Raw genomic sequence first — 12405 nt, forward strand, 5'->3', positions numbered from 1 at the left:
CCGTGAGGCCGACAGTGGTCGCAGCCACCACTGTCCAACACCCCGTGAGCCCTTCACCGCACTGCCCTGCCATGGACAGGTTGCGGCGCTCCAACGAGCGCGGCCAAGGAAACCTAGGTCATGACTGCGGCGCACGGCGGTCTCGCCGAGCTTCCAACTCCTCCGGGCTGACCGGGATCAGCATCGGCTGCCCGGGCACGCAGAACATCGTCACCACGAACGCCGACTCCTCGTCAGCGAGGTGGTTGCCGTCCTGGTAGTGGATCACGTCCCCGCCAGGCTCCGAGAACGTCTCACCAGCCCGGACGACCCGCACGGGCTCGCCTTCGAGCTCGAAGTTGATGGCCCCCTTGATCACGAACCCGTATGCGGGCCCGGAGTGCCGGTGCGGCGGCGCGCCAGGGCTGTTGGGGGGCAACGTGACCAGCATCGTCATCGCGTCGGCCCCCTCGGGTGCAGGCGGCGCCCCCGGGACGGTGCCGACCACGTCGATCTTCGGCGGCGGCCCGCTCTTGTCGGGGTTCTCGAGGTGGTGAGTGTGAGTTTGATCGGTGCTCATCGGGCTTCCTTCGCGGGACAGTGGCCGGCTCGATCCGACCGTTCACCAGCTCAGACAAGACAGCGCCCCGATGTGTGACACGCTGCCCGCGAGGCCGTTGCCGAGGAAGGGGTCGCGGCATCCGAGGAGAAGATCGCCCAGGGCGAGGGTGGGGTCGGCGAGATCCCGGCGCTGCCCGTCAGTTCGGCGGCTGTTCACGCCAAAGCCTACGATCTAACATAGTAGACTGCGCGGCATGCGAGGAATTCGTGCTGCCGCCGTAGGGGTACTGATGCTAGCCCTCGCATCCTGCGGGCAGTCCGGCGAGCCCATGCAGGCCAATGATCCAGGCATTGGGCACATCCACGGGCTGGGCGTGGATCCCGCCGACGGCGCGCTCTACCTGGCCGGGCACTACGGCTTGTTCAAGGTCACGTCCGTGGAGACGGCGCAGCGGGTGGCGGGACGCGTTCAGGACCACATGGGCTTCACCGTGATCGGCCCCAAGACGTTCCTGGCCAGCGGACATCCAGGCGAAGCCACCGCGGACACCCCGCCTCATCTCAGGAACGGCGGCACTGACTTCACCGTCGTCTACCGCCCGGCCCTAGGCTGATGCGTCGCGGCAAGCGCGTGGCGATGTTGAGGGGACGCCGTTTGGCGGCTGCTCTAGGTGGCTTGGTGCTCCTTGTCCTGCTCGCTTATGCCGTCCCAGCCATCGTCCTGGCGGGCAAGGTGCCGCCGGACACCCACGTCGGCGGAGTGGACATCGGCGGCCTTGCGGCCGGCGAAGCTCAGTCGCTGCTGGAGGAGCGTCTCGGCGCCAAGGCTTCGCGCCGGTTGACGGTGCAGGTCGCCAACAAGGCGATACGGCTGACACCGGATGAACTCGGCCTCTCGATTGACGCTAAGGCCACGATCGCCAAGGCGCTTGATGACGCCATGACGCCAGCCGGCATCGCCCGGTCCATCTTCGGCAGGCGTGACGTCGAACCGGTGGTCCATGTCGACGAGGGGCTCCTGGCCGAACGCGTCGCCGCCCTCGCCAAGACGTTGGACCGCAAGCCCAAGGAGGGCGCCGTACGCTACCGCGGCCTCGAACCGCAGGCCGTACTCTCCACGTTGGGCCAGGCCCTGGACCAAGTCCAAGCGGCACGTGCGCTGCGGACCCTTTACCAGACGCCGTCCGGTCCCATCGAGCTGCCCGTACGGCGGCTACCCGCCTCCGCGCCTGCCGAGGAGGTGCGCCGGATCGCGGGCTCGAAGGCTCGCGCCGTGGTGGCCAGGCCGTTCACGCTGACGCGCGGGAAGGAAAAGGTCACGCTCTCCGGCGCGGACCTCGCCGCTCACCTGCGCTTCGTCCCCGACGGCCGCGGTTCGCTGCGCCCTGACTTCGATGGCGGGAAGGTGGCCGCCGAGCTCGACAAGCAGCTCGTGGATGCGGAGCAACGGCCCAAGGACGCCTCATTCAAGATCGTTAACGGCAAGCCGCGGGTGATCCCCGCGCGCACCGGCCGGGGCATCGACGCCGCCGCCCTTGGCAAAACCATCTCCGCCACTCTGACCAAGGGCGGCAGGACCGCGGAGGTCCCCGTCAAGGAGACCCGACCCAGGGTCACCACGGAGCTGGCCGGGAAACTCGGCATCAAGGAGAAGATCAGCTCGTTCACCACCCGCCATCCGTGCTGCGCGCCACGTGTGACCAATATCCACCGCATCGCCGACATCGTCGACGGCTATGTCGTCAGGCCCGGCGAGACGTTCTCCCTCAACGACCTGGTCGGCAAACGGGACAAGGCCCGAGGCTTCGTCGAGGCGCCGATGATCCTTAACAACCGGTTCGTCGACGATGTCGGCGGCGGGATCTCGCAGTTCGCCACCACGGTATTCAACGCGGTGTTCTTCGGCGGTCTCCAGGACGTCCAGCACAGGCCGCACCAGTACTACATCTCCCGCTATCCGGCAGGCCGGGAGTCGACGGTGTCGTACCCGCAGCCGGACTTCCGCTTCCGCAACGACTCGCCGTACGGCGTACTGATCAAGGCGTCCTACACCAGCACGTCGATCACGGTGCAGTTCTGGAGCACCAAGCGGTACGAGATCGAAACGCAGAGTTCCGAACGCTACAACGTCAAGAGCTTCCCTACGCTGACCGAATCGGGACCGAAGTGCATCCCCATGGGCGGCGTGGAAGGCTTCACCATCGACGTGTGGCGGATCTTCAAACAGGACGGCAAGGCCGTGCGCAAGCAGAAGTTCACCACCGTCTACCAGCCGGAACCCCGCCTCACCTGCACCTGATCATTAGCGCAAGCGGGACTCGACGTTGGCCGGCCGCCTTCGAACGAGGGCAAGTCACCGACAGCTACGATGGACAGTAGTAGAGAAGGGTGCGAATTGACAAGAACGTCAATAGGCGCCCTCTGACCAGAACCGAGGAGGACTCGTGACCGAGCATCTCCACGCCCACCACGGCGCGAAGGAGCGCAGCACCGCGATTCTGGATGTCAGCGGGCTGCAGTGGGCCTCAGAGCAGAACGTCGTTGCGGCCCGGCTCGGCCGCCGCCCCGGCGTGCTGGAGGTGGAGGTCAATCCGGTCTCCCAGACCGCCACCGTGCAGTTCGATCCAGGTCTGACCTCGCTCGCCGAGCTGCGCGCGTGGGTGGTCGAATGCGGCTACCACTGCACCGGGCAGTCGGTGCCCGCCCACATCTGCGATCCGATGACCGAGCCCGACCCGCCGCCCTCCGGACACGCCGGACACGCCGGACACGCCGGACACGCTGGACACGCTGGACACGCCGGACACGCTGGACACGCTGGACACGCCAACATGATGGGGCACGGCGGGCACGCGGGCATGTCGATGGCCGCGATGGTGGCCGACATGCGCAACCGATTCCTGGTGGCGGCGCTGTTCTCCGTCCCGATCCTTGGGTGGTCGCCGATCGGCACCGAGGTACTCGGCCTGGACCTGCCGGTCCCGTTCGGGCTGCGCCAGGACGTGTGGGCGCTGCTGCTCAGCCTGCCGGTGATCCTCTACTCATGCTGGATCTTCTTCGACGGGGCGGTCCGGGCGCTGCGCGCCCGGACGCTGGACATGATGGTGCTGGTCGCGGTGGCGGTAGGCGCGGGCTGGCTGTACTCCCTGGTCGTCACTCTGACCGGCGGGGGCGAGGTGTTCTACGAGGCCGCCACCGTACTGGCCGCCTTCGTGTTGCTTGGTCACTGGTTCGAGATGCGCGCCCGCGGGGGCACCAACGACGCCATCCGCGCCCTGCTCGACCTGGCCCCACCCCGGGCGACGGTGATCCGTGACGGCGTGCCGGTCGAGGTGCCGACCGCCGAGGTCGTCGCCGACGACCTGCTGCTGGTCCGTCCTGGAGCGAAGATCCCGGTCGACGGGGTGGTCGAGGACGGCGAGAGCGAGGTGGACGAGTCCATGGTCACCGGTGAGAGCCTGCCGGTGCACAAGCAACCGGCCTCGATCGTCATCGGGGCCACCATCAACCGCAACGGCACGCTGCGGGTACGCGCCACCAAAGTGGGCGCCGACACCGCACTGGCGCAGATCGTCAAGCTCGTCCAGCAGGCCCAGAACTCCAAGGCTCCCGGGCAGCGACTGGCCGATCGGGCGGCCTTCTGGCTGGTGTTCGTCGCGTTGGTCGGCGGTGGGCTCACCTTCGCGACCTGGCTGCTGCTGGCCGGTCAGCCGTTCGGTGTCGCGATGCTGTTCGCCATCACCGTCGTGGTCGTCACCTGTCCGGACGCCCTCGGCCTGGCCACCCCGACGGCGATCATGGTAGGCACCGGGCTGGGCGCCAAGCGGGGCGTGCTGTTCAAGAACGCGATGGCGCTGGAGACCTCCGCACGGATCCAGGTCGTGGTGATGGATAAGACCGGCACTCTGACCAAGGGTGAACCGGAAGTCACCGACGTCGTCATCGCCGACGGCATGGCCGAAGATGAGCTGCTGGCTCTGGTGGCCGCGGTCGAGCGTGAGTCCGAACATCCGCTGGCCGAGGCGATCGTCCGCCACGCCGACGCCCGCGCTCTGGGCTCGCCGCGGGCCGGACGCTTCGAGAACGTACCCGGGCACGGGGCGATCGCCGAGGTGGCGGGACGCAGGGTGGCGGTGGGCAACCGGCGCCTACTGGAGCGCGAGGGCGTGGAGCTGGGCAAGCTGGGCATGCGCCGGGAGGAGGTGGCCGCCGGCGGCCGTACCGCGGTCATGGTCGCGGTCGACGGCGTGGCGGCCGCCGTGGTAGGCATCGCCGACGCACCGCGCGAGACCTCGGCGGCGGCCGTGGCCGCCCTGCACGAGCTGGGCGTGGAGGTGGTCATGCTCACCGGCGACAACGCCGCCACCGCCGAGCGGATCGCGCAGCGGCTGGGCATCGACACCGTCATCGCCGAGGTGCTGCCCGGCGACAAGGCGGCCAAAGTGGCCGAGCTGCAGGCCGGCGGTCGCAAGGTCGCCATGGTCGGCGACGGCGTCAACGACGCGCCCGCGCTCGCCCAGGCCGATTTGGGCATCGCGATCGGCGCCGGAACGGACGTGGCCATCGAAACCGCCGACGTTGTGCTCATGCGCTCCGACCCGCTGGACGTGCCCACTGCGCTGCGCATCGGCCGCGGCACCCTGCGCAAGATGCGGCAGAACCTCGGCTGGGCCATCGGCTACAACGCCCTGGCACTGCCCATCGCCGCGGGCGTGTTCGAACCCGCCTTCGGCCTGATGCTCCGCCCCGAGATCGCCGCCCTGTCCATGTCCGGCTCCAGCCTCATCGTCGCGGTCAACGCCCTGGCCCTCAAACGCCTCCACCTCCCCTCCTCCGCCGAGCAGATGTCCTGACCCTTTCCGTATGCGCGGTCGATCACCGCAGGAGCCAGGTCGATGATCTTGACCTTGGCGCGGTGGGGTGTTGCCAACGTAGATGAATAGTTTGTAGAGATCCATGCGATCGGCGTCAATCGTCCTGATACGGCCATCATCCTCCGGAAAGCTCCGTAGCTCGACGTCTACGAGCGCGAGTAGCATGAAGGCTCGACGCAGGTGGAAGGGCAGGCAACAGATGCGCACGCTCGGGGACTTGGAGGCGGCGATCATGGATCGTATGTGGTCCAGGCACCGTCCAGCCTCGGTGCGGGAGGTGCTCGAGGATCTGCGCACGGAGCGCGAGATCGCCTACACCACGGTGATGACCGTGATGGACAAGCTGTACAAGAAGGACCTGCTGAAGCGGCGGGCCGTGGGCAAGGCCTACGTGTACGAGACCGTGCTCAGCAAAGAGGCCTACACCGCCCAGCTGATGCGCGAGACACTCGCCGGCAGCGGCAACCAAGCGGCCACGCTCGTCCACTTCTTGGAGCGTTTGACCCCGGAGGAGTCCGCGGCGCTGGAGTCGGCGCTGCAGGTGTTCCCGCAACGCACCCGCAAGTCATGACCGTCGCCCTGATCCTTGCCTGCTATACCGTGGTCGCCGCCACGGTGCTGCCCCGGTTGCTGGCCAAGGCGGGCTGGGCAGACCGGGCGCCCCGGCTGGCGATCTGTATGTGGCTCGCGGCGAGCCTGTCCGCGGTCGGCTCGGCTGTACTTGCCGGGCTGAGCGCGGCGATCCCCGGGGACGTGGTCGGTCACGGGTTGGCTCGCCTGTTCGAGGTGTGCAAGATGCTACTCGGCGACGACTCCGGCATCCCGGTGGCCACAGCTGGTTTCCGCCTGGCGGTCCTGACGAGCGGGCTCATCACGGTTCGAGTGGCCTTCAGCATCTGCCGGGTGCTTTTCACCGCGCGTCGCGAGCGCACGCGGCACGCCGACATGCTGAGCATCCTCGGTCGCAGCGACAGCGAGCTCGGGGCGGTGGTCCTGGAGTACGGCGAGCCGCTGGTCTACTGCCTGCCCGGCCGGGAGGCGAAGGCTGTGATCACCACGGCCGCCCTGAAAGCACTGTCCCCCGAGCACGTGGCCGCGGTCCTCGCCCACGAGCGGGCGCACCTGCGGGGCCGTCATCACCTTGTGCTCGCTCTGGCCGAAGGATTGGCCCGGGCCTTCCCCGGAGTCTTGCTGGTCGCGACTGCCCGCACTGAGGTGGCCCGGCTGGTCGAGCTGCGCGCCGACGATGTGGCAGCCGGTCGGCATTCCCGGCTTCACCTAGCGGCCGCGCTGGTGAGCCTGGCCACGGGCAAGGTCCCCGCCTTCACGCTGGGCGCGGCCGGCGAGAACGCGCTGACCAGGGTGCGCCGCATGCTCAATCCCGCCGCGCCGCTCCACCGCCGCGAGCGGCTCGTGGGCCTTTCTGCCGTCGCCTTGTTCCTGACCGGACCAGCCGTTCTGGCGGCCGTACCGGGCGTGAGTGCCCTGGTGGCGCATCACTGCCACTCACTCTTGCTCCTTACCGGTCACGCGTAGAGAGCTCTTGGCCGAGCTCGGTGGCGTGATCGGCGCCCCTGTCTCGGGGCTGTTCCTCTACCTGGTCGCCGGATTCAACCTGGTCATCCTGGCCGGGATCTGGCGAGTGTGGCGGGAAGCCAACGCGAGCCCTGGGCGTCGATCAGCGCGCTGGATCTCAACACGATCGGCTTCTTCGTCGTCGGTATCTTCCTGGTGACCTGGCTCGGGAGCGTGGCGTACTGGAAGCTCGCCAAGATCGAGCAGCTCTACGGCGAAGCCGCTGCGGAAAAGGGATGAACGACCGTCGTATAGCCACTGATCAGTTTGTTTGGGCATCGCGTCCTACGATGAACCATAGGAGTCGTGCCTTATCCTGAGCTCATGAGACGAGCTGATCAGGTGGTCCCGCGCCTGGTGCTGCTCGTACTCCTCGCCTTTGGTGTGGTGGCGATGCACACGCTGGGCCATCTCGACGGGCAGGGCTCCTCAGCGGCGCCCATGGCCCACGAGGCTCCGCCGCACAGCGCGGACCGCCCTGCCGGAGATGCTCCCGTCGACCACAAAGCCGGCACTTGGGTGTGCCTGGCCATCCTCGGCATGGGCACTATCTGGATGCTCTTCCGCCTCCGCTCCATCGGCACCCTCGGCTCTGCCTCTGACGCGAGCCCCAGAATGCGGCCCTGGACGGTACTCCTTCGCGGGCCACCGTCTTCCTCGCCGATGCTCTCGGTCGTGCTCCGGATTTAGAGCCGCCCCTGGACCAAGCGGTCCGGGTTCGCAGCCATCCGTTAGCGCGACTCTTCAAGCGAGGCATCAACCTATGGACATCGATCGACGCACCCTGCTCAAAACCGGTATCGGCCTGCTGGGCGCTTCCGCTCTCACGGCTTGCAGTAGCGACCGCCGTACCCCGTCCCCCGCGTTCGTCACCCCGACCGGCGGGCAGGTGCGCGCCGCAGAGCAGGCGCGCCGTCCCGGTAAGGTGAGGGACTTCCGCCTGGTGGCCGCCGAGGGGCAGGTGGATCTGGGCGGTACGACCGTGCGGACCTGGTCCTACGACGGCCGGATCCCCGGCAGGCCCATCCGGGTCAACGCGGGCGAGGTGATCCGCACGCGACTGGTCAACCGGCTGCCCACCGACACCACCATCCACTGGCACGGCCTGGCGCTGCGCAACGACGCCGACGGCGTGCCCGGCGTCACCCAGCAGCCCGTCAAGACCGGATCGGAGTTCGTCTACGAGTTCACCGCGCCGCATCCTGGCACGTTCTGGTTCCACCCGCACTCCGGTACCCAACTGGACCGAGGCCTGTATGCGCCGCTGATCGTGGAGGACCCGCGTGAGCCTCTGGGCTATGACGAGGAGTGGGTCGTGGTCCTGGACGACTGGCTCGACGGCGTCACCGGCACTCCGGACGAGGTCCTGGCCGAGCTCTCCCACGGCATGGGCATGATGAACCCAAGCAGCGCGGCCTCGGACATGCCCGGCATGGACCACGGAGGCATGACCGGCACGTCCCCGACACCGTCGTCCGGCATGAGCCGGCACATGCTGATGGGCGCGACCAGTCCGCTGCTCGGTGGCGACGCTGGGGACGTGCGCTACCCGCACTTCCTGCTCAACGGCCGTATCCCCGCCCAGCCGCAGACCTTCCGCGCCAAGCCGGGCGCCCGGCTGCGGATCCGTCTCATCAATGCCGGCGGCGACACCGCCTTCCGCGTAGCCCTCGCCGGCCACCGGCTGACGGTCACGCACACCGACGGCTTCCCCGTACAGCCCGCGGAAACCGACGCGCTGCTCATCGGCATGGGCGAGCGCTACGACGTGTTCGTCACCCTCAAGGACGGCGTCTTCCCCCTGGTCGCCCTCGCCGAGGGCAAGAACGCGCTGGCCCGCGGCCTGATTCGCACCAGTGCCCAGCCCGCCGCGCCCAAGCCGGACCTACGTCCTCGGGAACTGGACGGTGACGTGATCCGCTACAGCAAGCTCCAACCCCACGATTCCGTACGACTTTCGCCGAAACGGACGGACCGCACCGTCAAGCTGGAACTGACCGGCGGCATGATGGCCTACGACTGGGCGATCAACGGCAGGAAGTACGATCCCAAGGTCATCTCACCTGTGCGCTCTGGGGAACGGGTACGGCTCTCGTTCGTCAACCGCACCACCATGTGGCACCCCATGCACCTCCACGGGCACACGTTCGCCCTGCCCAGCGGGATCCGCAAGGACACCGCGATCGTGCCGCCCAACGACACGCTGGAGGTCGACTTCGACGCCGACAACCCGGGCATCTGGATGATCCACTGCCACAACGTCTACCACGCCGAATCCGGGATGATGACGCTGCTCGGGTATCAGCAAGCCTGACCGAGTCATAACCCGTACACTATTGTACGAAATAGCGAGGGGCGGGCGCACCTCGATTCCATCTGCCTGCCCGGCAGCGGTCGCCAATCGCTGCGGGTAAGTATTTCGGACAAGGTGAGCTGACGCCAGATGAGCTATGCCGACACCCCTCAGGTCAGATTCCACTACGTGTGCGACGGCGCCGGTTCCCCTGTCCTGCTCATCCCGGGCAGCGGGGGCTGGCGTCTGACGTTCGACCGGATGCTCGGCGAACTGGCGAGCCGTCATACCGTCTACGCCCTCGATCCGCCCGGGCAGGGCGGTACACGCGTCCTCGACCCCGACTTCGACTACACCACTGATGGCATCGCCCGTTCAATCGGCGCGTTTCTCGACGCCGTGGGATTACCGGAGGCGGCCATTGTCGGCCACTCTTGGGGCGGCGGATTCGCGCTGCGCCTCGCCCAACTTCAGTCGGAACGCGTGACCCGGCTTGTACTGATGGCTCCCGGCGGGCTCGAGGGGGTGCACGACGTCTGGGAGTTTCGGATCCTCCGCCTCCCCATCCTGGGCGAACTGGCCAGCCGCTTCATATCGAAGAGCTCGGTGTTGCACATGTTGCGCAAGTCCTTCACCCGGCACGACCGTATCCCCGTGCACCTGCTGGACGAGGCGGTTCAAGCAATGAGGGCGCACCCCACCCGGGAGGCCATGCTGCGGGTGGAGCGCTCGGTCGGCTGGGCCGAGACGGAACACGATCTCCACCTCGTCCGCCTGCCCGTACTGCTGCTCTGGGGCGAGCGAGACCGTTACTTTCCGGTGAACCTCATCGATCGGTTCACGACCCGGCTCCCCCACGTCGAGTCACACATCCTGCCCGACGCAGGCCACTCGCTGCACGACGACTACCCCGAGCGGGCCTATGCGCTGTTGAAGCCGTTCCTGGCCTGAGCCCTAAGTAGCTGTCGGCCACGAACCCGTGAGCGCAGCGATCCGGGCCTGAATCTCTTCAGCGGTGCACTGTTGTGCAGGACCTTTACCCAACTTGAATCGCCCGGGCAGTCATCTGCCCGGGCGATCACGACCTCATCGCTACAGCCGGTCGAGAAGTTTCTGCATCTGGGCCACCTCGGTCTGCTGAGCGGATTCGATGGCCTTGGCCAGTTGCTTGGCCTCCGGGTTGGAGCCCTGCGTCTGCTCAGTACGCGCCATCTCGATCGCGCCATTGTGGTGAGCGATCATCAGCTGGGTGAACTGCTTGTCGAACGCCGCGCCCTTGGACGCCTCCAGCTTCTTCATGTCCTTCTCGGACATGATGCCGGGCATGCTGTGCCCCATGCCGCCGGACGGCGCGGGCTTGCCCCAAGCCTGAAGCCAGCCCTGCATGGTCTGGATCTCTGGGTCCTGTGCGGCCTTGATCTTGGCTGCCAGATCCTTGATCTCCTTGTCGGACGCGCGGGTGCCGGCCATGTCGGCCATCTCGACCGCCTGCTGGTGATGCGGGATCATCATCTGCGCGAACATCACGTCCGCGTCGTTGAACTGCGCCGCGGGCTGGCTGCTCGCCGTCGTCGCGGCTGGTGCGCTGCTGGACATGGTGGACGTGTCATGCCCGCCCGTGGTTCCGCCGTCCGAGCCGCCACAGGCGGTGAGCAGGGCAAGTGCCCCGGCAGTCACGGCACCACTCAAGATTCTCCGAATGAACATGATCGTCTTCCGTTGAGGTGAAGTACGCAGGACCGTTTCGCGAGAAGGCCCTTTTGGACCTGTTCGCGGATGGGTCGGCCTATAAGCGCATCACCGAGAGCCGCGCGAGGCTCGGAGTCAGGCGCCGCGGCGGTGGCCTGGCCACCTCGCCTGACCGGTCCGCCCGGGCTGACGGCCCGCCGGGCCACCGTCGCGATCCCGCCCACGCCACAGCCAGCAGAAGAAGGAGAAGCGACGCCAGTACAGCAAGGCAGACCGAGGTCGGGTCGAACCCGTGCGGCAGTCCAGTCCCAGAGGAGAAGAAAAGTGCGGCCTTGAAGGCAGACGCCGGCGCGACAGGCTCGGGGGGTAGCTTGCCTTGTGACCTGTCCTCGGAAGCCTGGGCCTGGCGCATGGCAATCATGGCGGGCGCGGGCGAAGCAGCGGCCTGCCCATGGCCTGGATTGACATGCCCAAGCGTGTGCATCCCGCAGATGCCGAGCGTGAGCACGACCGGCAGCATCCAGCGAAAGGCTCGGGACGACAGATGGACCGCCAGCCTGCCCATACGCCCCTCCCCCGTAGTACTTATCCCAGCATCATAAATGGATATGCCAGGTAGATGACCCCTTTCGGTAATTACTCAACGTAGTAGATGCCCGAGGAACCGCGCCCTGGCTGTAGCAGGGGCGTCGAGGCCATGAGCGCCTGGGGCTCCCGCTTGGCCGACGGCGCTCGCCTAGCCAACTTTTTCAAGACGAAATGTCACTGGCGAGACATAATGTTTCCATCTCGTCGTCCCGTACGATAGTTCGGTGCCGAAGCTGTGGAACGAGACGATTGAGGCGCACCGGCGTACGGTGCATGACGCGATCCTGGAGACCACCGCCGAACTGGTGGGCGAGCACGGCCTGCTGGCGGTGACGATGTCGCAGATCGCCGAGAAGACCGGCATCGGACGGGCGACCCTGTACAAGTACTTCCCCGATGTCGAAGCGATCGTTCTTGCCTGGCACAGCCGGCAGATCACCGGCCATCTCGAACAGCTCACGCAGGCTCGAGACCAGGCGGGCGACGCGGGGCAAAGACTCCAGACCATGCTGGAGACCTACGCCCTCATCCAGCAGCAGCAACACCGCGGTCAGCATGAGAACATCGGCGCCGGCCTCGTCGCGCTCCTGCACCGAGGTGAGCACGTCGCCCATGCCCATCGGCAACTCCACCACATGCTGCGCGACGTGCTGGCCGAAGCTGCCCAGGCCGGTCTCGTCCGGGGCGATGTCGCCCCCGACGAACTCGCCACCTACTGTGTGCATGCCCTCCAAGCGGCCGGCAGCCTACCGTCGAAGGCCGCCGCCCACCGACTCGCCATGGTCACCCTGGATGGGTTGCGACCCAGCTGACCCGGTCGCGAAACCGCATGGCCGCCCGCTCGTA

The 12405-nt window shown here is 67.4% G+C and carries 13 protein-coding genes; 10 read left to right on the plus strand and 3 right to left on the minus strand.

Translation table 11 applies throughout. The features are described 5' to 3' along the window. Nucleotides 1-118: 118 nt before the first annotated feature. The gene (locus AB0H88_RS37855; RefSeq protein WP_357653176.1) at nucleotides 119-559 is read right to left on the minus strand and encodes a cupin domain-containing protein; all 441 of its coding nucleotides are present in this window, start codon (nucleotides 557-559) and stop codon (nucleotides 119-121) included. Between the two features lie 42 nt (nucleotides 560-601). Continuing rightward, nucleotides 602-757 (minus strand): hypothetical protein, encoded by a 156-nt coding sequence (locus tag AB0H88_RS37860; RefSeq protein ID WP_357653178.1) that lies wholly within the window; start codon nucleotides 755-757, stop codon nucleotides 602-604. A gap of 73 nt (nucleotides 758-830) precedes the next feature. On the opposite strand from AB0H88_RS37860, the gene AB0H88_RS37865 reads away from it, so the two are divergent. The 9 genes from AB0H88_RS37865 to AB0H88_RS37905 all read left to right on the plus strand — a co-directional run bounded on the left by AB0H88_RS37865 (nucleotide 831) and on the right by AB0H88_RS37905 (nucleotide 10233). Continuing rightward, the gene (locus AB0H88_RS37865) at nucleotides 831-1154 is read left to right on the plus strand and encodes a hypothetical protein (protein WP_357653180.1); all 324 of its coding nucleotides are present in this window, start codon (nucleotides 831-833) and stop codon (nucleotides 1152-1154) included. A gap of 65 nt (nucleotides 1155-1219) precedes the next feature. Continuing rightward, the gene (locus AB0H88_RS37870; RefSeq protein ID WP_357653182.1) at nucleotides 1220-2839 is read left to right on the plus strand and encodes a VanW family protein; all 1620 of its coding nucleotides are present in this window, start codon (nucleotides 1220-1222) and stop codon (nucleotides 2837-2839) included. Nucleotides 2840-2984: 145 nt separating this feature from the next. Beyond that, complete coding sequence (locus tag AB0H88_RS37875; RefSeq protein WP_357653183.1) at nucleotides 2985-5393, plus strand: heavy metal translocating P-type ATPase; 2409 nt, start codon at nucleotides 2985-2987, stop codon at nucleotides 5391-5393. Nucleotides 5394-5613: 220 nt separating this feature from the next. After that, nucleotides 5614-5985 (plus strand): BlaI/MecI/CopY family transcriptional regulator, encoded by a 372-nt coding sequence (locus AB0H88_RS37880; protein ID WP_357653185.1) that lies wholly within the window; start codon nucleotides 5614-5616, stop codon nucleotides 5983-5985. Continuing rightward, complete coding sequence (locus AB0H88_RS37885) at nucleotides 5982-6950, plus strand: M56 family metallopeptidase (RefSeq protein WP_357653187.1); 969 nt, start codon at nucleotides 5982-5984, stop codon at nucleotides 6948-6950. Before AB0H88_RS37880 ends, AB0H88_RS37885 begins: the two co-directional genes overlap by 4 nt. Nucleotides 6951-7058: 108 nt before the next feature. Continuing rightward, on the plus strand, nucleotides 7059-7229 hold the full coding sequence (locus tag AB0H88_RS37890; RefSeq protein WP_357653189.1) for a hypothetical protein: 171 nt from the start codon (nucleotides 7059-7061) through the stop codon (nucleotides 7227-7229). Nucleotides 7230-7313: 84 nt separating this feature from the next. Further along, nucleotides 7314-7679: a hypothetical protein gene (locus AB0H88_RS37895; RefSeq protein ID WP_357653191.1), complete on the plus strand. Its 366-nt coding sequence runs from the start codon at nucleotides 7314-7316 to the stop codon at nucleotides 7677-7679. Nucleotides 7680-7752: 73 nt separating this feature from the next. Next, on the plus strand, nucleotides 7753-9303 hold the full coding sequence (locus AB0H88_RS37900; protein ID WP_357653193.1) for a multicopper oxidase family protein: 1551 nt from the start codon (nucleotides 7753-7755) through the stop codon (nucleotides 9301-9303). A gap of 129 nt (nucleotides 9304-9432) precedes the next feature. Then, entirely contained in the window at nucleotides 9433-10233 is an 801-nt protein-coding gene (locus AB0H88_RS37905; RefSeq protein WP_357653195.1) for an alpha/beta hydrolase, read from the plus strand. Between the two features lie 141 nt (nucleotides 10234-10374). Here the strand turns inward: AB0H88_RS37905 and AB0H88_RS37910 are convergent, their stop codons facing one another. After that, nucleotides 10375-10959 (minus strand): DUF305 domain-containing protein, encoded by a 585-nt coding sequence (locus AB0H88_RS37910; protein ID WP_357653197.1) that lies wholly within the window; start codon nucleotides 10957-10959, stop codon nucleotides 10375-10377. Between the two features lie 824 nt (nucleotides 10960-11783). On the opposite strand from AB0H88_RS37910, the gene AB0H88_RS37915 reads away from it, so the two are divergent. After that, nucleotides 11784-12371: a TetR/AcrR family transcriptional regulator gene (locus AB0H88_RS37915; RefSeq protein WP_357653199.1), complete on the plus strand. Its 588-nt coding sequence runs from the start codon at nucleotides 11784-11786 to the stop codon at nucleotides 12369-12371. Nucleotides 12372-12405 lie beyond the last annotated feature (34 nt).

The sequence above is a fragment of the Nonomuraea sp. NPDC050680 genome (assembly GCF_040654555.1).
Taxonomy (GTDB): domain Bacteria; phylum Actinomycetota; class Actinomycetes; order Streptosporangiales; family Streptosporangiaceae; genus Nonomuraea.

Coding starts and splice junctions, on each gene's coding strand:
- AB0H88_RS37865 (WP_357653180.1), top strand. CDS start 831: ATGCTAGCCCTCGCATCCTGCGGGCAGTCCGGCGAGCCCATGCAGGCC.
- AB0H88_RS37885 (WP_357653187.1), top strand. CDS start 5,982: ATGACCGTCGCCCTGATCCTTGCCTGCTATACCGTGGTCGCCGCCACG.
- AB0H88_RS37855 (WP_357653176.1), bottom strand. CDS start 559: ATGAGCACCGATCAAACTCACACTCACCACCTCGAGAACCCCGACAAG.
- AB0H88_RS37905 (WP_357653195.1), top strand. CDS start 9,433: ATGAGCTATGCCGACACCCCTCAGGTCAGATTCCACTACGTGTGCGAC.
- AB0H88_RS37900 (WP_357653193.1), top strand. CDS start 7,753: ATGGACATCGATCGACGCACCCTGCTCAAAACCGGTATCGGCCTGCTG.
- AB0H88_RS37895 (WP_357653191.1), top strand. CDS start 7,314: ATGAGACGAGCTGATCAGGTGGTCCCGCGCCTGGTGCTGCTCGTACTC.
- AB0H88_RS37880 (WP_357653185.1), top strand. CDS start 5,614: ATGCGCACGCTCGGGGACTTGGAGGCGGCGATCATGGATCGTATGTGG.